Raw genomic sequence first — 25388 nt, 5'->3', positions numbered from 1 at the left:
CTAAAACAAATGGCAAAATCATCCATCCTTATCATGTTATTGTTTATGGCAGTTAACTATTCGAATGCCCAAGAAGTTGTACCGTTATATTCAGGTGAAATTCCTGGCGCTAAAACTACACCTGTAGATTATGTAGAAAATACAGAGGTACGTGCAAATGGTACACTGAGTGTTACCAAAGTTTCGGTACCTACGTTTACAGTTTTCGAAGCACCTAAAAATATCGCAACAGGAACTGCAGTAATCATTTGCCCGGGCGGTGGTTACGGTGCTTTGGCATTTAGCCATGAAGGAACCGATGTAGCCAAAAGATTTAATGCGATTGGGGTTACCGCTTTTGTATTGAAGTACCGTTTACCGAGCGATCAGATTATGGTTGATAAAACTTATGGCCCATTGCAGGATGCACAGCAGGCCATTTATCTGATCAGGAAAAATGCAAAAAAGTATAGGATTAAAGCCAACAAGATTGGAATTATGGGTTTTTCAGCGGGGGGGCATTTTGCCTCAACTTTGGTTGCCCATTATAATGATCTAAAAATTGCCGACCCGGAAAAGATAGATCTTAGGCCAAATTTCGCTGCATTAATTTATCCTGTAATCAGTTTTGAAGAATCTGTGCACACTGGTACGATGAAGAATTTATTGGGTCCAAGTCCTGCTGATAGTTTAAAACACTATTTTTCAGCCAATAAAAATGTAACCAGGAAAACACCTCCAACTTTTTTTGTGCATGCTAAAGATGATAAAACTGTTCCTTTCGAAAATAGTATTTTAATGAACGAAGCGTTAAAACAGAATAAGGTAGATACCGATATTTATCTGTACGAGAAAGGTGGTCACGGTTTTGGCTTAATCAACAGAACTTCGGATGTAGATTGGTTTAACTTGTTGGCTGACTGGATGAAAAGAGAGAAATTTTAATATCTTTGCTGATATTTTAACCTCTTAACCAGAAATTTTAATGCAAAAAACAATTAAATATGTTATGGTAGCTTTTATTGCTATCATATCAATAGCAAGTTGTAAAAAAGAAATTAATTGGAATGCCAAGCCCGATCCTAATGGAAATGGCTGCAAACTTACTACAGTGAATGCTGATTTGGGGATATTGGGCCAATATACCATTAACTATGTTTATGATGCATCTGGTAAACTGAGTAAAGCTACCAGTGGTGGCGAAAGCAGGATATATACCTATACTGAAACAAAAATTACGGGTGTGTTACCTGACGGCGAAAGAACAGAACTAACCATCTCTGGTGGGAAAGCCATTTCGAGCTATAATTCGGATTTTTTTAATGTAAATGGTGTCAGCCTTCCGGTAACCAGAACGTATACTTATAATGCTGATGGTTACCTAAGTGTAATAAAGAGTTATTTAGATAAGAATTTAAATTCTACTGCCGAACTTACTTATTCGAATGGGAACCTGACACAAAGCAAAATTACCTATGCTGAAGATGGCGAAATAGAAACAACCACATACGAATACTCAAGTCAATTAGCTGTTAATCCATATGAAACGTCAGATCCAATTTCAGTGATTGTTGATTATATGCCTGGTGGTTACTTTGGTAAACATTCTAAAAATGTAGTCATAAAATCTATACAACGTTTATCAAACTTAGGTGGTCAGCTGGTTTCTGATTACAGTTATAAATTTGATGCTAAAGGAAATGCAATATATACTTCAGTAAAAAGTGAACAGAAATTGGATGACGGAACAATATTAAACGAATCTTCTGCAATTTTTAATTTGGTATATAATTGTAAATAGACAATATCTTAAATAAGACCTATAATAAAGGTAGAAAAATAGAAGAAGCCTGATCATAGACCGTGATCAGGCTTTTGTTTTTGTGGGATTTTTAGCCGTCAACAAAATTAAACAGCTAAACGTTCAGAAACAGAAAAAAAACATATTAAGAAAAATTGATGCAAAAACGATCATTTTACCACTCTTTTTTTACGATTTAGCCCCTTATTTTTTGATCAGTCTGCGTATATCTTTGCTTACAAGCATGTCAATTTTAAAATTGAAATTATGTTTGTAGCCTAACCAAATCTTATGAAAAAATATCAACTAACCTTGTCTCCCATACAGTGTTCGCTGAAACCTTTTTTGTTTATTAATTATTGATTTACAGCTGATTGATCATATCCTAATGCCTTACAATTAACCAAATATTTACCAAATTCAAAAAAAATGAGAAATGAAAAAATGAAATGGTGTATGTTATTTACATGCATGTTTGTATCACTTTTATCTTGTAAGAAAGAGAAAGAAGAAGTTAAACAAGAAAACGGACAGGTTAAAGCCTGGGAAACATTAATAGATGGTAATTCTCTTGCCAACTATACTAATTTTGAGGCACAGTGGAATTATAATTATCCCTGGGGTGCCGATCATAATGGTTCTGCCCGCATGGTTGGGAGTACCTCAAACCATAACCAGCTCTCGTTAAGCGGAGGTGTACTCACCATTAAAGCTACCCGCCTGGCTTCATCGCCAGGAAACAGTACGGCTAACGGTTTTACCAATATTGCTATTTGGTACAATTCAGGCGCTTGTTATGCCAAACAACAGGTTATAATTAACGATCAGTTTCCTAGTTATACCATTTCTGGCGATTTTGCTGTACCAACCAGTAAAGGAACCTGGCCTGCTTTTTGGATTACCGGCGTTAATTCATGGCCACCTGAAAGTGATATCATGGAGTTTAAAGGCAATAACACAAATTGGCAGAATACTTATGACGGTGGTTGGGAGAATAAACTCACAACGGTTTCTAATGCGGGTTCCTACCATAATTACAAATGTTGGTACAATAAGGTAAGTGCAACAGATGTAGATTGCCATTATTATATCGATAATGTTTGGGTAGCCAAGCATACCATGAGTAATTCGGTAAATAAACCAATGTGGCTAATTATCAATATGCAAATGGAAGGCGATAGTGGCTCTCCAGGCCCCTCTGGCAATACTTTCTACACAGGTAAAAATGTTTATATGGGTAGAGAAAGAGCTTTTTAGTTTATAAAAAATAAACATCACTTTTGGAGGTAGCTTTATAGCTGCCTCCTTTTGTAGCATAAAATAAATATGAAAAAATGCCTATGCATGTTTGCCTGTATACTGCTCTGCATTTTATTTGCGCAGTGTAAAAAGGACGAAGTGGCTGTGCCAGAGGATGATGTTAATTTGGTAATTGCTAAAATTAATCTCCTAAGGCGAAGTGGGTGTAATTGTGGTACAGCATACATGCCCCCAGTACCCACCTTATCATTAAATAACCAACTGCAAAATGCCGCAATAACTCATGCCAAAGATATGGCACAACAAAACTATTTTGATCATTTATCTCCTGAAGGCGGTACCCCTGCAGAGCGGGCATTAAATGCAGGTTATACAGGTGATTTTAAAGCAGAAAATTTAGCTAAGGGATATAGTCAGGCAGATCAGGTAATTACGGCATGGAAAAATAGTGTAAGCCATTGTAAAGCCATGATGGATGCTAAAAGTAAAGAAGCGGGTGTAGGCATGGCCCAAAATTACTGGGTGGTAACCTTTGGTAGTCCACTATAATCCTTTTATCGTTTTGTCGATTACATCCAATAGTCCATCGGTATAAGCATCATCTGTTAATTCCCAGAACATAATGCCATTTAATTTTTGATCGATTACGTATTTAGTTTTTAATGAAATTGATTTAGGATCATCAAAAGTGGCGAGGTATTTTGTTTGTGGATTATAATAGTATGGAGCTTTGGCTTTCTCGTCCCAATAATAAGTATAGCCATTTTCTGTATTGAACCGCTTTTTAAAATCCTTAAAAGAAACACCGCTTAAAAATTTGGTAGGCTGGTATAATCCCTGGTTTGCATCAACAGTGTTTTCAAAAATACGGGCGTAAAATGCTGCCCCTAATGCAATTTTTTGTGCGGGTACGCCTAAACCGATTAAAGCTTTTACAGCGTAATCGCCTGATAAAGATTGTTGAGTGGTAGCATACAAGGGGGTATGGTGGCCGCTTTGTGTTGCATATCCGCTTACCAGATCGTAGCTCATAACATTAACCCGGTTTACCAACGGCATTACTTTATCCCATTCAAAACAAGAATCGATGCAGTTTTTTGTACCACCTGCTGCAAAACTTATTTCGGCCTTTTTGCCCAGTTTTTTACGCAGTTCTTTAATCAATAAGGTGAAGTTATACTTATCATCTACAGTATATCGATGTCCGGGAAAGCCAGCTACTGCCGGGTATTCCCAATCAATGTCTATACCATCGGCATGGAAAAAATCGAGTATTTCTTTAGTGGTTTTGGCAAATGTTTTTCTTCCGTCAGCCCTGCTGAAAACCTCCGAACAATCTTTGCAGGCACTCCAACCACCCATTGCAATCATCACCTTTAAATCGGGATTGCGTTTCTTTAAGTCGACCATTTTGGTAATCAGCGCAGAATCTTTAGCCGAGTTAATGTTTAAGCTATCGCCCTTTAAGTGCCCAAAACTGTAGATCAGGTGACTCAGTTTTTCGATCGGAAAGCTATCGATCACCGAATTTTGCCCCGTGTAATAGGCAATAACGTTTGGTTTAACTGTTTTTTGGGCTTTTGATTGGATACTTAAAAATGATAAGGAGATGATGGCTGTAATGCAGAACAGTACAGTAGGGGCGATAAGCTTTCTTTTGTGCATGGGATCTAGGTAAACTATTTTTCGGCAATAATATCTTGAAGTTCGTTCAATTCGGCAACTTTATCGGTAGCTCCTGCATTTTCATAAGCCGAAATCAGGTTTCTGATTACCCGGCGGATAATATCGGTATTGCTGCAAGGTCTGTAATATTCGGGCAGGGCCTCTAAATTAAGCTGGCGCAGAAACTGATCAACATCATGTTTGCCGAAGATATTACCACGGTTAAAAGCATTGATGTAAAAAAGTACGCCATATTCGCTTCCTTCCTGCTTGCTGTCGTCTATATAACCCAAAATAAAGTGCTGCGGCAAATTTATTCCATAAACAGGAAGATCTAATTTCTGTGCCAGGGTTGAATAGATAATGGCCAGCGAAATCTGATTACCCTTTTTACTTTCTAAAACCTGGTTTAAATAAGAATTTTGAGGGTCGTGATGGTTTTTGGTATTGCCACCAAAACCATATTGTTGATATAAAACGTGATTGATCAGTTTCACTTTTTCAACCGAGCTCATTTCGTACTGAAGGCCCAACCAGATATCTCTTTTAATTTCTTCCATCTGGTTAATTACCTTTTGCTCATCTAAATCCGGATATTGGTACCGGTTAATAATCAAAGCGCCTTGTAATAAATCAAAAGCACCGCTTAAATACCATAAGCTTAAATCTTCTTTAACCGTTTTAAATTGGATCTGATGAACAATATTTTCAATTCGCTCCTGCAACAAGCCATCGAAAGACTGTTCCCAGGCATTTTCTAAAAAAAGTACTACTTCGCCGCCATATTCAAGCAGTTTCTTTTCTACATGATGGAAAACTTCCTCGTCAGGATCATCCAACAATTTTACTAAAGCACTTATCTCTGCGTTATTTTCCATAAAACATACCTACGTTTGCAGTGTTTAATTACTTTTGCAATATTATGCTATTTCAATTTATTACAGATTACCTTAAACACCGTTTAACAGCAAAAAGCCGACATGGAACGCACTCACCATTCGTGTACAAGCTCGCTGATGAGGTAATTTACGATTTTACCGACAAATCTGAATACAAAAATATAGAAGAACAACGAAAAAAACTTTTTAATGACGATTCGATAATCACTGTTACAGACCTTGGTGCGGGTTCTCACCTTAATAAGAACCATACAAAAAAGGTAAGTCAGATCGCGAAGAATGCCTTGAAAAGTCCACGCTTGGCCAAACTGATTTATCGCTTGGCAAAAAATACAAATCCTAAAAGTGCTATAGAATTAGGCACTTGTCTTGGCATTACAACGGCTTATCTGGCCACAACAAGTGCTAATACAGAAGTAATTACCATAGAAGGTTGTCCGCAAACGGCAGAGGTGGCGAAGAAAAATTTCGAGGATTTAAATTTAGAGAATATCGAGCTTCATGTGGGCAATTTTGATTTGATCTTACCCGATATTATTGCCAAACAGTCAAGTTTAGATTTCGTTTACATTGATGGTAACCACCGCAAGGATGCTACCCTGAATTATTTTAACTGGTGTTTGCCTAAAATTAATGAAGATTCACTGCTGATTTTTGACGATATTTATTGGAGCGAAGGTATGAAAGAAGCCTGGGCTGAAATTAAAAACCATCCTGATGTTACCGTAACCGTAGATTTGTTCTGGATCGGCCTGGTTTACTTTAAAAAAGGACAGGCAAAAGAACACTTTAAGCTTAAATTTTAGAAAATGGAAATCGAACCGAAATTAGAAGGTATCCAAAAACGGTCAGCGCTGTTTATTTTGTTGATTAGTCTTTTTTTAGGGATTACTTTTTATTTGGTTTCGTTTTTTTTTAAAATGAGTGTACTTACACACATCATGTTCGGCTGGGATATATTTTGTTTAATCCTGATTACGCTGCACTGGTATATGTTTTTTCATACTTCTGCAGCCGAGACCCATCTTAAGGCCAAAATGCAGGATGAAACGCGGGGCGAAATTTTTGGCATTGTGGTAGTATCTACTTTTGCGGGTTTACTTGCGGTAATTTTGCTGTTAATTAATAAGGATATTGAGCCAATCGATCTGGTAGTGGCCATAACAGGTATGTTTTTATCGTGGTTTTTGGTGCATACCACTTTTAGCATGCGTTATGCACATCTTTATTACGGCGATAGTAAGAAAGGACATTCAAACAAAAAAGGAGCAGGACTTGAATTTCCAGGCGATGATGAACCTGATTTTATCGATTTCGCCTATTTTTCTTTCGTGCTCGGCATGACTTTCCAGGTTTCGGATGTAGAAATTTCTGATCGAAAGATTAGAAGACTTTCGCTGCTGCACAGTTTAATTGCCTTTATCTTCAATACGGTTATTGTAGCCTTAACCATTAATGCATTGGCAGGGTTAAGCAAATAAGGATTGCAAATTCCGACTAACTAGAAGAGATCTATCATACCGCTATTTTTTGTCATCCTGAGCGCAGTGAAGGATCTTTAAAATTCAATATTTTAGCAGGAGTGGAGGCGTGGAAAGATTTATGCTCAACAATTACAACAGTTTTTTGGAAATGAACAGTCCGGTTCTTTTGGCGGGTTTCAGTCCCGCTCCCGCTTCTGCCGATGAAGAATCGGCATCTCGCTTCGATCGGGTTTAGTTACAAAGGTTAAATGCTTTTGGCTCCATGCCAGGAGCAAACCTTTCATTATAAACCTGACAGCAGCGGTAGCCCCGAATTTTTCATGAGGGTTATAGCGAATGGCAGGGCTTCACTTGCCAAGAACTACAAGCCGTTCGTTTTCAAATAAAAAAAACGTGAATGTTAGGATTGGGAAATGAACAGTCCGGTTCTTTTGGCGGGCTTCAGTCCCGCTCTCCGTTACTTCCGGTGAAGAACCGGAACCACTTTGATCGGGTTTAGATACCAAGGATAGATGCCTTTGGGCACCATTTCAGGAGCAGTCCTTTCATTATAAACCTGACAGCAGCGGTAGCCCCGAATTTTTTATGAGGGCTATAGCGAATGGCAGGGCTTCACTCGCCAAGAACCATAGTATGCACGTTTTCAAATAAACTAATATTATTTTTATGTGCCTTTAAATCAGTATTTTATGTTTTTGAACTGATTTTTCAGTAATATAACTTGTTTTTTAGTTGTAAAACTGAAAAATAAGTTATAAGTTTGGGTATGGAAGAATTAACCAAAGCAGAAGAGCGCATTATGCAGGTTTTATGGAAACTGCAAAAAGCATTTGTTAAAGATATTATCGATGAACTGGAAGAAGAACCTAAACCACCTTATAATACCATCTCATCCATTGTTAGGCTTTTAGAGAAGAAAGGCTATGTTAATTATAAGGCCTATGGAAAAACTTACGAATATTTTCCGGCGATTACAAAAGATGAATATGCCAAAACTACCTTTTCGAAATTGTTTTCAGGTTATTTTGATAATTCTCCAACCAGCCTTTTATCGTTTATGGTAAAAGAAGAAAAACTAAGTGAAAAGGATATAGAAGAAATTAAAAAAATCATTAACCAAGATCCAAAGTCATGATTTTAATTTACTTATTAAAAGTATCGGCCTGTACCGTAATCTTCTTTGCAGCCTATCAGTTCTTATTGGCTAAACTCACGTTTTTCAACCTGAACCGTGCTTATTTATTAATGATGCTGGTGTTAAGTTTTAGTATTCCGGCAGTTACCATCGAAAACCGTCAGGAAGTAATCGTTGCCAGTCAGGAGATTCCCTCAAAAATAGCTTACAGCAACGATGGTTTTGTTGAGCAGGATTTTGTAGATGCAGGTAATGCTGCTAACACTAACATAAACTGGGATCAAGCGCTCATGTATGGTTACTGCTTAGTTTTAGTCGCCCTTGTTTTTAAAATGCTTTTTATGATGGCGCGTATTCAAACTCAGTTGCGCAAACATGCCATTGATAGGAGTGGAGCTGTTATCCTGGTCGATGCGAAATCAACCATAAAAAACTGTTCTTTTTTTAACCAGATTATTGTCGACTCTTCTTTGCAGCACGAAGAAAAGAGCCTGGTAATTAAACACGAATTGGTTCATGTGAAGCAGTTGCATGCTGTCGACAAAGTTTTAGTCAATTTCGTTACTGCAATCCTTTGGTTTAACCCCATTATTTATTTCTGGCGGAATGCGATTGATCATAACCACGAATTTCTGGCCGATCGTGAAACTTCGAAAGTTGCAGATAAGAAGGTTTATGCTTCTTTACTTTTAAATCTGGCTATGCCAGCTAAAAATTTAGCCATTAATAGTTTTAGTAAACTTCCACTAAAAAATAGAATCATGATGTTGTATAAAGAACCAAACGCCAAGCTGCAAAAGCTTGCCTATTTAGCCATTGTTCCGGTTTTAATGATTTGCTGTATGGCATTTATAAACCGCAAAGAAATTATTGTTGAGAAAACATCAGCAGGGAACCAGGCTTCTGCGGATGTGCCTACAAAGCCAAATGTTTATGCAATGAACTATTTAAACAGCAATATTAAGGTTAATCCGAATACTGCTTTTAATGAAATAGAACCTACATTGGTTATTGATGCCGGCCACGGCGGAAAAGATGGAGCTGTAAGTGCCCTGGATGGACAAAAGGAAAAAGACTTAAACCTAAGGGCGGTAAAAATCCTAAAGGAAGAAGCAGCAAAAAGAGGGATTAAAGTAATATTAACCAGGAATTCTGACCAGTTTATTTCACTTCGCGATCGTTTACCAAAACAAGAGGCTACAGCTTTTATTTCCATTCATCATAATGCAACACTTGCAAATGCGGCTGTACCTTTCGGTGGTATTGAAGTTTATGTTTCGAAACTGAACAGCAATATTAAAACTGCGGAAGATCTGGGTGCCGGAATTTTAAGCAATCTGAAACAGCTTAAAGGGATGGAAGTAAGAGATTCATTAAAAAACGCAAATCTTTTGTTGCTCCGCGAATCTAAAATACCTGCAGTTTTAATTGAGCTTGGAAATATATCAGACAGTAAGACTCTTGATTACATCAATCATGAGAAAAATATCCGAAGGATCAGTAATTTGATTTTGGATGGGTTTGTGACTTTTTCTAAACGTGGGTGCTAGTTAATTAACAGTTATGGAATGGTTAACCTATTTGCTTAAAGTTACCGCCTGTACGGTGTTATTCTTTGGCTTCTACCTGCTGGTTTTAAGAAAACTGACTTTCTTTAAAATCAACCGATTTTATTTGCTGGCTACGCTATTTCTTAGTTTTATTATTCCGGCTTTGCAGTTCGAAGTTAAGCGCGAAATAACAGTAGTGGAAACGGAGGCTCCGGTTAATATACCTGAAATAAACCCTGTAATTCAAGCGCCTGTTCAGCTTATTCAGCCCGTTATGGTGAAGTACCAGCCAGGGGTAGTGCATAAAATCGACTGGATGGCGGTAATGTATTACGTTTATGGTATTACGGCTTCACTTTTACTGTTGGTTTGCCTGTGGCGTTTGTGCAGCTTGCTTAAGCATACCAATAGGTACACTAAAAATGGAGATGGCCTAAAGCTGATTACCAAAACAGAAGGTTTTACCAACTGCTCTTTTTTTAATTATGTTTTTATAAATGATGAAGATTTAAGTACAGCCGATTTATCGATTTTGCTCAAACACGAACAGGTTCATGCCAGGCAGTACCATTCGATAGATAAAATTGTTTTAATGGTTTTTAAAGCTGTTTTGTGGTTTAATCCTGTTGTTTACTTATATGATAAAGCTTTAGAACAGATACATGAATATGAAGCAGATGAAATCACTTCTACAGATTTTGGCAATCAGGAATACGCCAACCTCCTGTTAAAACTGGCGATCAGCAAAAGTGATATGCCCTTGATCCACAATTTTGTAAAGAGCCCGATTAAAGACCGGATTAAAATGTTGTTTCACGCTAAATCCAAAAACATGAAAAAATTGATATACCTGTTGGCATTACCAGTTGCCGTAGGATTGTTTTGGCTATTTGCCGTACAGGTGGTGTATGCACAGCACATAAAGGAGGAAAGCAAACCTTCGAAAGATTTTTATGAAGGAACATTGAAAGGCAAAGTGCTTAAAATCAAAAAAGAAGCCATAGGTTTTTATACATTCGACTTATTATCTGATGGAAAGATTTATCCGATTGAAGCCACCAATTTTAAAGAAAAAATTAAGGTTGGCGATGAACTCATAGCTTACATCATGGGTAAAGGCTTTAATATGAAGAAAATGGATAAAAGCGGTAAGGTTATCGCAGAGACGAATGGGCCAATTTATAATGCAACAAAGGTTACCACCTTAGATGGAAATCTAATCTATGAATGGAATTTAGAAAAACACGCTTTTTTATATGAAGCCAATAAAGCACGTTTTGCTTCCTCTAAAATTAAATCTATTCAAAAAGGTGCCAATGGTAAGATTGAAAAGATTGTTTTGAATGATGGGTTTTTTACCATTAACCTAAACCTTAAAACACTGAACATAAAGGATGACAATTTTAAAGCTGGCGATAAGGTCCTGGTTAAATTTATTGGAGAAAAGTTGGTTTCAAAACATACTTATAGTACAGATAAAATGATTGTGCTGTATTCTGAACCTAGAAAATACATGATCAAAAATGAAGCGCTTTATAACCGGTTTTATCTTAGCGATGGCAAACAGAAGGTAGCTCTTTTAAAAAGCGAACAAGTAAAAGTTGCCGTGCCTGTTGAGCCCAAAATCATTTCATTCAAAAAAATAATCGGTGATGTTAAGAATAAAGTTTCTTACATGGAAAATGCGGTTATCGATATTGTGAACTGTAGGTTAGAAGCTGAATATGTAGAATTGGATCAACTTAATGGTAAAATGACCGCCAAAAATGCAGTGTTAAAAGCCAAAGAAGGTGGATCTGCAACTGCTAAAATAATTGTATTTAATTTGAAAGACGGAAGCTATAGGGCTGAAAATGGAGAGGGTAAGCTTGGATTGAATATACGTGATGTTGCGCGTGAGAAGGATTTTTTAACAAAGTTGAATGACAAAGTAGAATATTTTGCCAACGATTCTGTTAAAATGAGTAAAGATAGATCTATCGTATCTCTATTTGGAAATGCAAGGTTGTTCTATAACGAGATAAAGTTGTCAGGATCTAAAATTGTTTACAATAAAAAAGATAATACAGTACTTGTTAACGACGCCACCATGACCTCGGGCAATACTAAAGTGAGAGCCGATAGCTTATTTTTTGATATAAGAACAAAAAAAGCCAAATTATACGGTACTGATTTAAACCGTTAGATGTTCCGGTCTATTTTCTTTTTTATTGCTGTTTTTTCTGGCTTTTCTTCCCGGGCACAGTTTAATCTTTCGGGCAAGGTAACGGATAAGGAGTTTAAAACTTTACCCTTTGTTACGGTTAAAATTTCAGCACCTCAAAATAAAGTATTTTACACCCAAACCGATAGTTTAGGCACTTACCAATTCAAATTACCATCGGGGAAATATTCGGTTGTTTTTTCTGCAATCAATTTTAAAGGCGTAAGCAGGTTAGTTACAATAACTGGTGATACCATCATTGATCTTCAGCTCCAAAGAATTCCTGTTATTCTTGCCGATGTTCAGGTTAATGCTAAAAAAGCATTGATCGAAAAAAAGATCGACAGGACCGTTTTTAATGTAGAGAATAGCGTTTCTGCTATCGGAACCGATGTTTTGGAATTACTTTCGAAAGTGCCTGGTGTGCGGGTTTTAAATGATAAGGTTTCTCTGGTGGGCAAAGGGGAGGTTAATGTGATGATTAATGATAAACTGGTACCCTTATCGGATGATGAACTGTCGAATTATTTAAAATCAATTTCATCAGGCAACATCGCCAAGATTGAAGTGATTACCAATCCTCCAGCCAAATACGATGCACAGGGAAATAACGGCTTGATCAATATTGTGCTCAAGAAAGTTACTGCCGAAGGCTTTAGAGGGTCGGTTAATACTATTTTTTCACAAGCTACTCATGCAACAACATCTGTTGGTGGAAATTTGAGTTATCGAAAAAATAAAATTACGCTCTCCTCAAATTTCAATGTCAGAAAAGGATCTCTTGTTCCTTTTGAGCAAAGTAATGTTTTTTATCCCACACAGACCTGGAATATTGTAAATAAGGACCGGAATTTTAGAACGGTACCCAGCGGACAGATCGGAATTGATTATCAGGCCTCCCCAAAAACAGTATTGGGTTTATCATATAACGGTGGCTTAACCAACTTCCATTCTGAGGAAAATATTAAAACCACGGTTTATAACCGAACCAACGGTTTAGACTCGGTATTGAATTCTGATGCCAATGCCAAAATCAGATCCCATTACCATTCTGCCAATGTTTATTTAAAACAAGCCTTAGATTTTACAGGGAAACAACTGATCATAAATGGCGATTGGTTTAAATACAGCGATAATAAAAATAGATTCTTTAACAATACAAGTTATTCCCAAAATGGAGAAGTTATTCCGAATTCCTTTGCCGAATACCTATCAACCAGTAAACAAAATATAGATTTATATACCTTAAAAGCCGATGTAGACTTGCCCTATAAAACCTTTAAGTTATCTTTCGGTACAAAACTGAGCTTTATCAAGAACCAGAGTGATCTTGCTTTTTACAAAGTCCGTAATGCTGTTTATGGATTAGACCCCGCCCAAACCAACCTTTTCAACTATCAGGAAAATACCCAGGCTTTATATGTTAATTTCAGCAAGACAATAAAACAGTGGGATTTTCAGGTTGGGTTGCGGGGAGAATATACGCAGATTGATGGCGTATCGGTTAATGAACAGAATCGAAATGAGTATTTCCGTCTTTTCCCTACATTTTACATTGTTTATCGTGCAAATGATAAAAGTACTTTTGCGCTTAATTATGGCCGTCGGATCAACCGCCCTGCTTATCGAAAACTAAATCCCTTCCGCTGGTACAGCAACCAATTTGCCTATACCGAAGGGAACCCTTTTTTGCAACCATCTTATAACAACAACATCGAAATTTCTCACACTTACAATAATGTCTTCACTACGACACTATCTTTTAGTCATACCACAAACGGCTTTAATGATGTAAATTTTATTGATGCTGGCACTAATATTCAGGTGGCCAAACCTGTTAACTTTATTACAGGGTATCATTATCAGTTCAGCAATGCAGTTACTTTTAATGTGTTGAAATGTTTGGAAAGTATCAATCAGGTTGATGTTTTTTATAACACATCAAATTCCAGCATCACGCAAACCCTAAGTAACCTGAACGGATTTGGTGTTTATTTTTCTACATTAAACCAGTTTGTTTTTAACCCATCGAAAACCATTTTAGGTGAAGCCAGTTTTTGGTATCAATTTCCTGCGGTTGATGGACTGAACCAGAATAAAAACCAATATAACCTAGATATGGGTATAAAAACGTTATTACTCAACAAAAAGATACAATTGGCCATTACCGCTACCGATGTTTTAAAAACCAATCAATACCGTTTTAACAGTTTGGTAAATAACATCAGGCAGGAGTACAATAACTATTACGATAACCGCCAGCTGCGGATTACTTTCCGTTATAACTTCGGTAATGAAAAAATTAAACAGCAGGATAGGAAGCCAGGTAATGAAGAGGAGCGGAGGAGGAGTAATTGATGATGAGAAATGTAAAAGGTAAGATTGGGAAATAGCGGCTGTAGAATAAATCGTTATTTCGACCAGATCATATCGATTTTTCATCAGTAGCGGAATGGAAGAATCTTCTGGTTACATTTATACAGGTATTATTAAATTAAATCGTAATGAATCGTTATAGAAATTTATTATACATTTTGGTAATCGGGATGGCATCCTGCTCATTGAAACCTGAAATTTACAGAAGTGTATGTAATAAAGATATAATATATCGTAAGGTAGAGATGGATAAGCTTTTGATAAACATAGATATGTATGACGGTAAATATGTAGAGATTAAGGGAAAATATAAAACGGGATTTGAAGAATCTGCACTTTATGCAAAAGGATTTCATATTAATAGTGAAAGTGCATTGTGGGTTGAATACGATGATTTCATATTAAAATGTCCTTTAATATCAACTGAAACTAAAATAGATCTTTTTGGAAAAGAAGAAAGTTTCAAAAAAATGTACAATAAAACTGTGATATTGCATGGAAGAATTGATGCTAAGCAAAGAGGACACTTGTCACGGTATAAAGCTTCCATCAAGGATATTACTTTAGTTATTATAGAGTGATTTTGTATTATAAATGAAAAAAAATATCAGCCTTTTTAGTAAATCAAATTATAGAAATAAATGCATATCATCCGAAAGTTATTCTTAGTTATACTATCGATAATTTTATTTACAGATTGTACTCACAAAGAGAATCATATTGAGTGGGATCCTAGCCAAGGTTATGTTCCTGATAGCACAACCGCCGTTCAACTTGCGCAGATATTTTTTGTCAGGATTTATGGAAAGAAAGTGCTTAAAAAGAAACCTTTTGTTCCAGCATTAAAGGATGGCAAAATTTGGATGGTTGATGGAACCTTAGAAAAAGGTATGGATGGTGGTGTTCCACATATTGAAATACAGAAGTCTGACGGGAAAATTTTGGCGCTTTATCATGGGAAATAATAATAAGGTTTTAGGATTAAAAATCGTTAGTTCTGAATACGGATTACAAATCTCGACTAACGGGGTTTATTACTTAGGTCATGAACTGTCTGCTGGGGTTGTTGGTTAAATTGTTAATAAGGTACTATAAAATGCTACAAACGATAAAATAAAAACTAGGTTGTTAAACTATGAATAAGTTAAAGGTAGTTTTGGTATTTATAATTATTATAGCCGTAATTGGCTCTTTTTTATATTGGGTTGCAAGTAATGCGAATCAACAAAAAATAGATAGAATAGAAAAAGTTGAAGAAGGTTATAAATACTCAAAGGGAATCATTACAGACATACATTCTTACAAAGGACATAGCATAGAAATTAATTACAATATTGAGGGAATAAATTATATATATTCTGGTGGATGGGATTACAACCCTAAAAAGCTAAATGTAAATGATTCTATTTTATTCAAATATTCTACTAGTGATCCGAAGTTAATTATCACTGAACTGGAAACAAAATATTAACCCAACTTTATCTGGCACAAGTCCTTGTGATTGGGGGATTGTGGTGGATGACTGGTGCATTCACTATTTTGTAGAGAGATTAATGTATTGATTTAAAGGAAGGTCAAGTGAACTTTTGCTTGGGGCGGAGCGCAAAGAATTGCGCTAGAAATTTATCATAGAAAATAATAATAAAATTTAAGGGTTAAAAATCTGAAGACGGGATAATTGTTATGATAGCCGCTAGCTGCGGATCACTTCCACTATAATTTTGGCAATGAAAAAATTAAACAGCAGGATAGAAAGTTAGGAAATGGGGAGGAGCGGAGGAGGAGTAATTAGGGATTTGATCATGTGCTGTTTGAGGATTGAAAATTCCGACTAGCAGTGATCGTCCTGCTGAACTTGTTTCAGCATCTATTTGCTGTAAAATCCTTCTACTACAAGGGGCGTCATCTCCTGGAGTGCAATCCCGAACTTTCAGGAGAGAGATTTTGAAGCAAATTATTAAAATGAAATTAAAAGATTTCTCCACTACGGTCGAAATGACGATACGTCGAGATCGTCTGTCTCCTTAAAATTTGCGGTTATTTATATTGATTTTTATGAAATAAATTAAGCCTCAGGATGACAAAACGAGCAGGGTAACTAAACGAACAGGATGACACTTCAAGGCCCTACCCCCCCTTTCCCTAAAACGCTTCTGCTAAACTGATATAAAACCCAGCCTGGCGTTTTTCGTTTGGCAATTTTTCGCCTATACCATAATCTACCCGAACACTCAAACCTTTTGCCGGATCGAAAAAGTAACGGCCGCCAACACCAAAGTTTGGTTTTAGTCCATCAGCATTAAATTCACCGTTTGCAAATACTTTACCCGTACCTGCAAAAGCGACAATGCCAAAACGGTTCATAAAACGGTAGCGGATTTCGGCCTGAGCTGCCATCAGGTTTTCATCGCGGTAGCGGCCACTATAGTAACCGCGCATCATCTGGTCGTTGCCTAACTGTTGTAATAGGTAAAATGGGGTGCTTTTGCTCTGAATTGTATAAAAAATGCCCTGTACCCCTAAAACTATTTTTGGTGCCAGGCTAAAGAAACCACGAAGGTCTACCTTAATCTGTGAGCCATTAAAATTTTCTCCGCCAAAAAAATCAGGCGCATATTGATACGTTGCCCTACCAAAAAAGCCTTTTGTTGGATAATTGTTGCTATTCCGTGTGTCGTAACTCTGCGATGTACCAATCCAGGCTACTGATCCACCATCTTTATCTAAAATCTGAGGATTGGTACTGTAAATGCCACCAATTTCTTTATCTATAAAACGGTAATTCTCAAAACCTAGCGAAACACCTGTATAAGCTTTAGGTAAAGTGTTCATTTCGGCATCGAAAAGTGTTTTAAATACCCGTTGGTCTAGTTTATCTTCATTTGCCTTTATTGCATTGTTGCCAATACCATAAAAATTAAATGGCTGGTTTTTGAAACGGATATCACCGATAAAATGATATTTATTTCCTTTCGTCCAGGCATCGCCTTTAAGCATAAAATTAGCCGTCTTTTTGGTAGAATAGGTTGTGTTCAAGGCGAAATTCGAACTGCGGTTCATCGTGTCTTTACGGTCTATGTAAAATGAATAAATGGCACCAACGCCAAATTCAAATCCTGTTTCCTGACTATAGCCAAAAGCTGGTAGAGGTAAAAAACTTGCTTTGCGGGTAGTATCTTTTTCGTTTGAGAGCATCTTTTTGATCAGTTTCATCTGTCCGAACGAACTTCCTGAAATGAGCGCAAGTAAAATAATTAGATAATATTTTTTCATTGTCACAAAGAAAAGGAAATTTAGTTATAGTTCATTCGTTCACTGGTCATTTGTTCATTGGTACTGCAAACTGTCAGTTGAAAACTGCATTTTGGTTAACGAATTTGACGCCAGCTATCGTATTAAATAGTTATTTGTTGGTTTTTTTGGAAAGCAGGTACAATAGCACTTAGGTTTATCCTGTCCCGCCCCCGCTTCTGCCCCTAATTGAAAAAAATGGGGCATCTCGCTACGGTCGGGTTTGGGTGGCGTGGCTTGCCGTACTATTTGGGGTTGCGAGAAGCCATACAGATCTGTGTTTTGTAGCTATGGGTTGGGACAAACTTTAATAATTGTAAGATATTGGCCACCTAAACCGGATTATAGGGAAAAGCCCACAGGTGAGGTACGAGCCGCGGACTTGTACCGGAAAGCCGGACTACCTTTAATAGGGACTAAGCAACTGCTTTTCAAATAAAAAAATACAATTTTCATGAAAGATCCTGAAACAAGTTCAGGAAGACGGCCTCTAATAGAATTTAATCGACTTTAGACTGCAGACTAAGGACTCTAGACTAAACCAACGCTATGCGCCAAACGCTAAACGCTTTTGCGTTTTAACCTTTCGGCCTAAATACCTATTTTTGCGGCAAACAATACAAAACGAAATGAGCAATACAAGAGGACCAATATCTCAGTTTATGGAGCGTAATTACCTCCATTTTAATGCTGCGGCAATGATGGATGCGGCTAAAGGATACGAAACGCATTTAGATGAAGGTGGTAAAATGATGATCACACTTGCTGGTGCAATGAGTACTGCAGAATTGGGAATTTCACTTGCAGAGATGATCCGCCAGGATAAAGTGGCCATTATTTCTTGTACTGGTGCAAACCTTGAAGAAGATATTATGAACCTGGTAGCACATTCACATTATAAACGTGTACCAAACTATCGCGATTTAAGTCCGCAGGATGAATGGGATCTTTTAGAGAACCATTACAACCGTGTTACCGATACCTGTATCCCGGAAGAAGAGGCTTTCCGCCGTTTACAAAAACACATCCAAAAAATCTGGATGGATGCAGAAGCTGCAGGTGAGCGTTATTTTCCGCATGAATTTATGTACAAAATGCTTCTAAGCGGCGATTTAGAGCAATATTATGAAATAGATCCTAAAAATTCATGGATGCTTGCTGCGGCTGAAAAGAATTTGCCAATTGTGGTTCCTGGATGGGAAGATTCTACAATGGGAAACATTTTTGCATCGTATGTGATGAAAAAAGAACTTACCGCAACTACTGTAAAAGGTGGTATTGAATATATGGGTTGGTTGGCCGACTGGTATATTGCAAACAGCGGAGGCAAAGGAATTGGTTTCTTCCAGATTGGTGGCGGTATAGCCGGCGATTTCCCTATTTGTGTAGTACCAATGCTTTATCAGGATATGGAAATGGAGAATATTCCTTTCTGGAGTTATTTCTGCCAGATTTCAGATTCGACTACTTCTTATGGCTCATATTCTGGTGCTGTACCGAACGAAAAGATTACCTGGGGTAAATTAGATATACACACCCCAAAATTTATTGTAGAAAGTGATGCGACAATTGTTGCACCGTTAATGTTTGCCTGGATATTAAAACAATAATCATTAAAAATAAATAAACCAAATTGGTTTCTAGTATGCCCATTGGAGATAAGATATCAAAAATGGGCATTTTTATTGCCTGAATGGCTTGAAACGACATTTGTTTAGAATGATTATAAATTGTATTTCCAGTCACTATTATGTCATGGGATTTATTAATAAGTTATACTTTTGTTCAAGTTTTGGTGGGGCTACCCCTAGTTCAGCATCAATTTCACAACAAAAAGTAAATTAAATAAGTATAAAGTGTTCATTATGAGAGATATCTCGATGATTTTAAAAAGCGTTTGGAAGTCGTTATTCGTATTTTCAGCAATTTCCGTAATAGCGGTTTCTACCGTAAATGCGCAGGATGCTAAAGAAGGAAGAACGCTTTTCAAAGCAAAATGTTCTTCGTGCCATGCGTTAGATGCTAAATTGATTGGTCCAGCCTTAACCGGTGTAAGCGATCGTCATGATGAAGCATGGCTTTTGAAATGGATCCCGAACAGTGCTGCATTGATCGCTTCTGGTGATGCTGCTGCTGTTAAAGTTTTTAATGAGAACAATAAGGTGGCGATGACTTCTTTTCCTGAATTGGATGAGACCAAGATCAAAGACATCTTACAATACATTAAAGAAGGTGAGCCAAAAGCGGCTGTTGATCCAAATGCACCTAAGGCTGGTGCTGCAGAAAGCGGTACTTCAGGTTTATCAATTGCAGGTATTGTGGCTATCGTTGTATTGGCGATTATTATTTTAGTAATCTTGGGCCGTGCTTCTAAATTGTTAGAGCGCCTGATTTTACAGAAACAAGGTATCGAGATCGAAGAAGATGTGCCATTAAAGGTTGGTGTGCGCAAGATGTTCAAAAACAAAAAATTTGTGATGTTCTTTATCTTGTGTTTAATCATCTGTTTAGGTTCATTCGGTTGGATGGGCATGTGGAATACTGGTGTTCATACCGGTTACCAACCAGTTCAGCCAATTAAATTCTCTCACGAGTTGCACGCGGGTATCAATCAGATCGATTGTCAGTATTGCCACAATGGAGCATTTAAATCTAAAAATGCAACTATTCCATCATTAAACGTTTGTATGAACTGCCATAAAGCTGTTCAGGCAAGAGATAAATATGATGGTGAGATTTCTCCAGAGATCAAAAAAATCTATAATGCTTTAGGTTACGATCCTGAAACACAGAAATATGATGAGGGTAAAGCTAAACCAATGGAATGGGTACGTGTACACAACCTGCCTGATTTTGCTTACTTCAATCACTCTCAACACGTAGTTGTTGCAGAAGATGCAATCCGTAAAGCAAAAGGATTACAACCAACAGAACCTGTATGTTTCGCTTGTCACGGTCCGGTTAATACAATGGAAGAAATTTACCAATATTCTCCATTAACCATGAAATGGTGTATTAACTGCCATAAAGAAACAGATATTTCTGGTCAGAAAAATAATGCTTTCTACGCTAAGGTTATCGAAGCGCACGAGAAGATTAAAAAAGGCGAGAAAATTACACCAGCGTTATTGGGTGGTTTAGAGTGTGGTAAATGCCACTATTAATAGATAGAGTTTAGTAAGAACGTTCGAATAAACAGTAATATAGCTTAAATGGAAAGCAACAAAAAATACTGGAAAGGCTTAGAGGAGTATAACAATACACCCGATTTTGTTAAGAATAGCAAAAACGAATTCGCCGAGCCACTTCCAATAGAAGATGTTTTAAATGAAGCAGGGTTAAGTACCGTTACCCCACGCCGCGACTTTTTAAAAGCGTTAGGTTTTGGTTTAGGTGCAGTAACTTTGGCAGCCTGTCAAACTGCCCCTGTTCATAAATCTATTCCTTACCTGGTAAAACCTGAAGAGGTTACTCCAGGTATTCCTAACTATTATACTTCGAGCTTTAATGGCCAGAGTATTTTAGTTAAAACAAGAGAGGGACGCCCGATTAAAATTGAACCAAATCCAAATGCGGGTCAATTTAACTGCGGTACGGATGCGAGAGCGCAGGCTTCGGTTTTAGATTTATATGATGTATCTAAACTAAAAGCACCAGCTTTAGTAAAAGACGGAAAAGTTGAAGAAACTACCTGGGCAAAAATCGACAGCTTTGTAAAAGGCGAGTTGGCAAAAGCACAGGCAGGTGGAAAGAAAATCCGTATTGTAGCATCAACCGTAAACAGCCCATCAACTAATGCAGTTATTGCACAGTTTATTGCAAAATATCCTGCTGCTAAATTGGTTCAGTACGATGCGGTTTCTTATACTGGTATTATCCAGGCTAACCAAAACAGTTTCGGTAAAGCAGTTTTACCTAAATACAACTTTGATAAGGCCGATTTAATTGTAAGTTTCAGTGCCGATTTCTTAGGTACCTGGATTAGCGGAGAAGAGTTTACTGCTCAATATACTGCTAACCGTAACTACAAATCGCTAGAAAATAAAAAAATGAGCCGCCACATTCAGTTCGAAAGTGGAATGAGCTTAACAGGTACCAATGCAGATACCCGTGTTCCGGTTAAATTATCGGAAGAGGGACCTGCTTTAATTGCTTTATATAATGCAATTACCGGTAGTGCTTTACCTGGCGGAACGTTAGGTAACAATACCACTGCCGATAAGGTAATTAAATTGGTAGCTAAAGAATTGGTACAAGCTAAAGGTAAAGGCCTTGTAGTTTGTGGTTCGAACGATGTTTCTACTCAGATTTTAGTAAATGCCATTAACGCCGCTATCGGAAGTTATGGTACTACTATCGATTTAGATAACCCTTGTTATTTATACGCAGGTAACGATGCCGAATTTAATGGCTTGGTTGCTGAAATGAACCGTGGCGAAGTTGGTGCTGTTTTATTCTTAAACAGTAACCCGGTTTACGATGCTGCAAATGCAAAAGCATTTACTGATGCATTAGCTAAGGTTCCTGCTAAAATTTCATTCTCTGATCGTGCTGATGAAACTGCAACCGCTTGTGATGCTATTGCAATTAACCATAACTACTTAGAATCATGGGGTGATGCAAACGCTTACGAAGGATATTATTCTATCGTTCAGCCAACTATCAACCCTGTTTTCAATAGCCGCCAGGCTGAAGAGAGTTTATTAACCTGGGCTGATGCTCCTGTTAAAGATTACTATCAGTTTGTACGCAGCAACTGGGAAGCTAAAATGTTACCAGCTGTTGGTTTGAAATGGGAAGAAGTTTTAGAAAAAGGAGTGGTTACTGCAACAGCAAAAACTGCTGGGGCATATTCATTCACACAATCTTTAGCGCAGGTTGCTACTTCGATTGCGAATAGCAGCAAAGCTTTAGCTAAGGAAGTAGAGTTACAGGTTTACGAAAGCATCCCGATGCGCGATGGTAAAAATGCAAACAACGCATTCTTACAAGAGTTACCTGATCCGGTTTCTAAAGTAACCTGGGATAACTATGTTGCACTTGCACCTAAGTTTGCTGAGAAATTAAAAGTTAAAGAATTTGATGTTGTAACAGTTAAAGGCAGCAACGGATATTCAGTAGATCTTCCGGTATTGATCCAGCCAGGACAAGCACAAGGAACTGCATCTATCGCATTAGGTTATGGCCGTACCAAAACTGGTAAAGCGGGTAACGATGTAGGTAAAAATGCTTTCCCTTTTGTTTCCTTTGTAAATGGAACTTTCCAATATGCTACTTCGGTAACCATTAGCCCAACCGGCGGTTATTACGAATTGGCTCAAACACAAACTCACCACTCTTTCGAAGGCCGTGCAGTGATTAAAGAAGCTACTTTTAAGGAGTACTTGAAAAACCCTGGAGCTGGTAACGAAAAAGGCGAGCATAAAGATTACGATCTTTGGGATCAATACGAAAAACCAGGTAACAACTGGGTTATGGCAATCGATTTGAATGCCTGTACAGGTTGTGGTTCTTGTATTGTTGCTTGTAACGTAGAAAACAATATTCCTGTTGTAGGTCGTGATGAGGTTCGCCGTCGTCGTGAAATGCACTGGATCCGTATCGATCGTTATTACAGCTACGAAACTGCAGCTGGTGATGTAACCAGAGAGAAAGAAATTGCTAAGTTAGAAGACTTAGATCATGTTTCTGTGGTTCACCAACCAATGTTATGCCAACACTGTGATCACGCGCCTTGCGAAACAGTGTGTCCGGTATTGGCAACTGTACACTCAAGTGATGGTTTAAACCACATGGCTTATAACCGTTGCGTAGGTACACGTTACTGTGCAAATAACTGTCCGTATAAAGTACGTCGTTTCAACTGGTTTAACTATTGGAATGATTCACGTTTCGATAACTATTTAAATAACGAGTTTACCCAATTAGTTTTAAACCCTGATGTAACTACACGTTCTAGAGGGGTAATGGAAAAATGCTCTATGTGTATTCAACGTATACAAGGTGGCAAATTACAAGCTAAACTGGAGAAACGTCCATTAAAAGATGGCGATATTAAAATGGCTTGTCAGGAAGCTTGTTCAGCAAATGCGATTGTATTTGGTGATGCAAACGATCCAAATTCAGAGGTTTCAAAAGCATTACGTTCTGAGCGTATTTACTACGTATTAGAAGAGATCAATGTGAAGCCGGGTATTGGATACATGACAAAAATTAGAAACACAGATACAACAGTACAAGCGTAAGCTTTAGTATAAAGAAAATACAAATTATGTCAGGACATAACGAATCAATACTTAGAGAACCATTAATTACCGGAGATAACATCACGTATGCAAAAATTACGGATGATATTTTAAGCCCGGTAGAGAACAAGCCGAACAAGGCTTGGTGGATTGGTTTCATCGTTGCCTCATTAGGTGCTTTACTTTGGGTAGTAGCAGTAAGCTACACTTTCTGGAACGGTATCGGTGCATGGGGTTTAAATAAAACAGTTGGTTGGGCTTGGGATATCACCGGTTTCGTATGGTGGGTAGGTATCGGTCACGCTGGAACACTAATTTCGGCAGTACTATTACTCTTCCGTCAGAACTGGCGTAACTCCATCAACCGTTCGGCAGAGGCGATGACGATTTTCGCCGTAATCTGTGCCGCAACTTATGTTGTATCACACATGGGCCGCCCTTGGTTAGCTTATTGGGTTTTACCTTTACCAAACCAATTTGGATCACTTTGGGTAAACTTTAACTCACCATTAGTGTGGGATATGTTTGCGATCTCGACTTACTTCTCTGTATCATTATTATTCTGGTACACAGGTTTATTGCCAGATATCGCTACCATCCGCGACCGTGCAGTGGGTACACGTAGAAAAATCTATTCTATCTTCTCATTTGGATGGAGTGGAAGCGTTAAAACATGGCAACGTTTCGAAGCGGTGTCGTTAATCTTAGCAGGTATCTCTACACCACTTGTACTTTCGGTACACACCATTGTATCAATGGACTTTGCAACATCGGTAATTCCGGGATGGCACACTACCATCTTCCCTCCATACTTCGTTGCTGGAGCGATCTTCTCAGGATTTGCGATGGTATTAACCTTATTATTGGTTGCACGTAAAGTATTGGGCTTAGAAAACTACATCACCATGTTCCACATCGAGTCGATGAATAAAATCATCATCTTAACCGGATCAATCGTAGGTGTGGCTTATTTAACTGAGTTCTTCATCGCCTGGTATTCAGGTTCTGAGTATGAGCAATACGCATTTATCAACAGATCTACCGGTCCTTACTGGTGGTCGTACTGGATGATGATGACCTGTAACGTAATCTCTCCACAGTTGTTATGGTTCAAAAAGATCCGTTTAAGCATTAAAGCTACCTGGATTTTGTCAATCGTAGTAAACGTGGGTATGTGGTTCGAACGTTTCGTAATTATCGTTACTTCATTACACCGTGATTATATTCCATCAAGTTGGGCAATGTTCTATCCAACATGGGTTGATATCAGTGTATTCGTAGGATCAATTGGTTTGTTCTTTACTTTATTCTTATTATTCTTAAGAGTATTGCCATCAATCGCTATAGCAGAGGTTAAATTATTATTAAAAACTGCAAGTGAGCAAGCCAAAATGAAACAAATTAAAGAAGGGCATGAGAATAAAGAATACGTTGCAGAATACGTAGAGTCTTTAGAAAAATTTGATAGTGTTAAACAAGAAGATTACGCAAAAATATAAC

Annotated in this window: 20 protein-coding genes; 17 read left to right on the top strand and 3 right to left on the bottom strand. The window is 37.6% G+C overall.

The window, feature by feature from the left end:
- Positions 1-9 precede the first annotated feature (9 nt).
- The 4 genes from ASU31_RS07310 (at position 10) to ASU31_RS07290 (ending at position 3589) form a co-directional block, all read left to right on the top strand.
- Positions 10-924: an alpha/beta hydrolase gene (locus ASU31_RS07310; protein WP_057931724.1), complete on the top strand. Its 915-nt coding sequence runs from the start codon at positions 10-12 to the stop codon at positions 922-924.
- Between the two features lie 40 nt (positions 925-964).
- The gene (locus ASU31_RS07305; RefSeq protein WP_057931723.1) at positions 965-1780 is read left to right on the top strand and encodes a hypothetical protein; all 816 of its coding nucleotides are present in this window, start codon (positions 965-967) and stop codon (positions 1778-1780) included.
- Between the two features lie 429 nt (positions 1781-2209).
- On the top strand, positions 2210-3037 hold the full coding sequence (locus ASU31_RS07295) for a LamG domain-containing protein (RefSeq protein WP_057931721.1): 828 nt from the start codon (positions 2210-2212) through the stop codon (positions 3035-3037).
- 69 nt (positions 3038-3106) lie between these two features.
- Positions 3107-3589 carry a CAP domain-containing protein gene (locus tag ASU31_RS07290; RefSeq protein ID WP_083505303.1) on the top strand — a complete coding sequence of 161 codons (483 nt, stop codon included), beginning with the start codon at positions 3107-3109 and terminating at the stop codon, positions 3587-3589.
- On the opposite strand, the gene ASU31_RS07285 is transcribed toward ASU31_RS07290, so the two are convergent.
- Both ASU31_RS07285 and ASU31_RS07280 read right to left on the bottom strand, forming a co-directional pair.
- Positions 3584-4705, bottom strand: coding sequence for a glycoside hydrolase family 18 protein (locus ASU31_RS07285; RefSeq protein WP_083505302.1), 1122 nt, complete (start codon positions 4703-4705; stop codon positions 3584-3586). The two genes, ASU31_RS07290 and ASU31_RS07285, sit on opposite strands and share 6 nt — an antisense overlap.
- Before the next feature lie 14 nt (positions 4706-4719).
- Positions 4720-5583: a transglutaminase-like domain-containing protein gene (locus tag ASU31_RS07280; RefSeq protein WP_057931719.1), complete on the bottom strand. Its 864-nt coding sequence runs from the start codon at positions 5581-5583 to the stop codon at positions 4720-4722.
- Between the two features lie 44 nt (positions 5584-5627).
- Here ASU31_RS07280 and ASU31_RS07275 point away from each other — a divergent pair, with 44 nt between their 5' ends.
- The 9 genes from ASU31_RS07275 to ASU31_RS07235 all read left to right on the top strand — a co-directional run bounded on the left by ASU31_RS07275 (position 5628) and on the right by ASU31_RS07235 (position 15823).
- Complete coding sequence (locus tag ASU31_RS07275) at positions 5628-6410, top strand: O-methyltransferase (protein ID WP_057931718.1); 783 nt, start codon at positions 5628-5630, stop codon at positions 6408-6410.
- A 3-nt stretch (positions 6411-6413) separates the two neighbouring features.
- A complete protein-coding gene (locus ASU31_RS07270; RefSeq protein WP_057931717.1) occupies positions 6414-7085 on the top strand; it encodes a DUF1345 domain-containing protein in 672 nt (223 codons plus the stop codon).
- 769 nt (positions 7086-7854) lie between these two features.
- A complete protein-coding gene (locus ASU31_RS07265; protein ID WP_057931716.1) occupies positions 7855-8223 on the top strand; it encodes a BlaI/MecI/CopY family transcriptional regulator in 369 nt (122 codons plus the stop codon).
- Positions 8220-9773 carry an N-acetylmuramoyl-L-alanine amidase gene (locus ASU31_RS07260; protein WP_057931715.1) on the top strand — a complete coding sequence of 518 codons (1554 nt, stop codon included), beginning with the start codon at positions 8220-8222 and terminating at the stop codon, positions 9771-9773. The genes ASU31_RS07265 and ASU31_RS07260 overlap by 4 nt, the downstream gene beginning before the upstream one ends.
- 13 nt (positions 9774-9786) lie before the next feature.
- Positions 9787-11958: a M56 family metallopeptidase gene (locus ASU31_RS07255; protein ID WP_057931714.1), complete on the top strand. Its 2172-nt coding sequence runs from the start codon at positions 9787-9789 to the stop codon at positions 11956-11958.
- A complete protein-coding gene (locus ASU31_RS07250) occupies positions 11959-14334 on the top strand; it encodes an outer membrane beta-barrel protein (protein WP_057931713.1) in 2376 nt (791 codons plus the stop codon).
- Between the two features lie 146 nt (positions 14335-14480).
- Positions 14481-14933, top strand: a complete 453-nt coding sequence (locus ASU31_RS07245; protein WP_157257944.1) for a hypothetical protein — start codon at positions 14481-14483, stop codon at positions 14931-14933.
- Between the two features lie 60 nt (positions 14934-14993).
- The gene (locus ASU31_RS07240) at positions 14994-15317 is read left to right on the top strand and encodes a YbbC/YhhH family protein (protein WP_057931711.1); all 324 of its coding nucleotides are present in this window, start codon (positions 14994-14996) and stop codon (positions 15315-15317) included.
- 170 nt (positions 15318-15487) lie between these two features.
- Entirely contained in the window at positions 15488-15823 is a 336-nt protein-coding gene (locus ASU31_RS07235) for a hypothetical protein (RefSeq protein WP_057931710.1), read from the top strand.
- 671 nt (positions 15824-16494) lie between these two features.
- On the opposite strand, the gene ASU31_RS07230 is transcribed toward ASU31_RS07235, so the two are convergent.
- Positions 16495-17625 carry a BamA/TamA family outer membrane protein gene (locus ASU31_RS07230; protein WP_057931709.1) on the bottom strand — a complete coding sequence of 377 codons (1131 nt, stop codon included), beginning with the start codon at positions 17623-17625 and terminating at the stop codon, positions 16495-16497.
- Positions 17626-18272: 647 nt separating this feature from the next.
- On the opposite strand from ASU31_RS07230, the gene ASU31_RS07225 reads away from it, so the two are divergent.
- The 4 genes from ASU31_RS07225 (at position 18273) to nrfD (ending at position 25387) form a co-directional block, all read left to right on the top strand.
- Positions 18273-19253: a deoxyhypusine synthase family protein gene (locus ASU31_RS07225; RefSeq protein ID WP_057931708.1), complete on the top strand. Its 981-nt coding sequence runs from the start codon at positions 18273-18275 to the stop codon at positions 19251-19253.
- 255 nt (positions 19254-19508) lie between these two features.
- On the top strand, positions 19509-20807 hold the full coding sequence (locus ASU31_RS07220) for a c-type cytochrome (RefSeq protein ID WP_057931707.1): 1299 nt from the start codon (positions 19509-19511) through the stop codon (positions 20805-20807).
- A gap of 48 nt (positions 20808-20855) precedes the next feature.
- Positions 20856-23888 (top strand): TAT-variant-translocated molybdopterin oxidoreductase, encoded by a 3033-nt coding sequence (locus tag ASU31_RS07215; RefSeq protein WP_057931706.1) that lies wholly within the window; start codon positions 20856-20858, stop codon positions 23886-23888.
- A 26-nt stretch (positions 23889-23914) separates the two neighbouring features.
- Positions 23915-25387, top strand: coding sequence for an NrfD/PsrC family molybdoenzyme membrane anchor subunit (gene nrfD, locus ASU31_RS07210; RefSeq protein WP_057931705.1), 1473 nt, complete (start codon positions 23915-23917; stop codon positions 25385-25387).
- Position 25388: the final 1 nt, after the last annotated feature.

Source organism: Pedobacter ginsenosidimutans, from assembly GCF_001442625.1.
In the GTDB taxonomy this organism is placed as follows: domain Bacteria; phylum Bacteroidota; class Bacteroidia; order Sphingobacteriales; family Sphingobacteriaceae; genus Pedobacter; species Pedobacter ginsenosidimutans.
This window is presented reverse-complemented; position numbering and strand designations above follow the sequence as displayed.

Excerpts from the sequence above, each read along its gene's own strand:
- ASU31_RS07310 (WP_057931724.1), top strand. The coding sequence starts at position 10 with ATGGCAAAATCATCCATCCTTATCATGTTATTGTTTATGGCAGTTAAC.
- ASU31_RS07305 (WP_057931723.1), top strand. The coding sequence starts at position 965 with ATGCAAAAAACAATTAAATATGTTATGGTAGCTTTTATTGCTATCATA.
- ASU31_RS07295 (WP_057931721.1), top strand. The coding sequence starts at position 2,210 with ATGAGAAATGAAAAAATGAAATGGTGTATGTTATTTACATGCATGTTT.
- ASU31_RS07290 (WP_083505303.1), top strand. The coding sequence starts at position 3,107 with ATGAAAAAATGCCTATGCATGTTTGCCTGTATACTGCTCTGCATTTTA.
- ASU31_RS07285 (WP_083505302.1), bottom strand. The coding sequence starts at position 4,705 with ATGCACAAAAGAAAGCTTATCGCCCCTACTGTACTGTTCTGCATTACA.
- ASU31_RS07280 (WP_057931719.1), bottom strand. The coding sequence starts at position 5,583 with ATGGAAAATAACGCAGAGATAAGTGCTTTAGTAAAATTGTTGGATGAT.
- ASU31_RS07275 (WP_057931718.1), top strand. The coding sequence starts at position 5,628 with ATGCTATTTCAATTTATTACAGATTACCTTAAACACCGTTTAACAGCA.
- ASU31_RS07270 (WP_057931717.1), top strand. The coding sequence starts at position 6,414 with ATGGAAATCGAACCGAAATTAGAAGGTATCCAAAAACGGTCAGCGCTG.
- ASU31_RS07265 (WP_057931716.1), top strand. The coding sequence starts at position 7,855 with ATGGAAGAATTAACCAAAGCAGAAGAGCGCATTATGCAGGTTTTATGG.
- ASU31_RS07260 (WP_057931715.1), top strand. The coding sequence starts at position 8,220 with ATGATTTTAATTTACTTATTAAAAGTATCGGCCTGTACCGTAATCTTC.
- ASU31_RS07255 (WP_057931714.1), top strand. The coding sequence starts at position 9,787 with ATGGAATGGTTAACCTATTTGCTTAAAGTTACCGCCTGTACGGTGTTA.
- ASU31_RS07250 (WP_057931713.1), top strand. The coding sequence starts at position 11,959 with ATGTTCCGGTCTATTTTCTTTTTTATTGCTGTTTTTTCTGGCTTTTCT.
- ASU31_RS07245 (WP_157257944.1), top strand. The coding sequence starts at position 14,481 with ATGAATCGTTATAGAAATTTATTATACATTTTGGTAATCGGGATGGCA.
- ASU31_RS07240 (WP_057931711.1), top strand. The coding sequence starts at position 14,994 with ATGCATATCATCCGAAAGTTATTCTTAGTTATACTATCGATAATTTTA.
- ASU31_RS07235 (WP_057931710.1), top strand. The coding sequence starts at position 15,488 with ATGAATAAGTTAAAGGTAGTTTTGGTATTTATAATTATTATAGCCGTA.
- ASU31_RS07230 (WP_057931709.1), bottom strand. The coding sequence starts at position 17,625 with ATGAAAAAATATTATCTAATTATTTTACTTGCGCTCATTTCAGGAAGT.
- ASU31_RS07225 (WP_057931708.1), top strand. The coding sequence starts at position 18,273 with ATGAGCAATACAAGAGGACCAATATCTCAGTTTATGGAGCGTAATTAC.
- ASU31_RS07220 (WP_057931707.1), top strand. The coding sequence starts at position 19,509 with ATGAGAGATATCTCGATGATTTTAAAAAGCGTTTGGAAGTCGTTATTC.
- ASU31_RS07215 (WP_057931706.1), top strand. The coding sequence starts at position 20,856 with ATGGAAAGCAACAAAAAATACTGGAAAGGCTTAGAGGAGTATAACAAT.
- nrfD (WP_057931705.1), top strand. The coding sequence starts at position 23,915 with ATGTCAGGACATAACGAATCAATACTTAGAGAACCATTAATTACCGGA.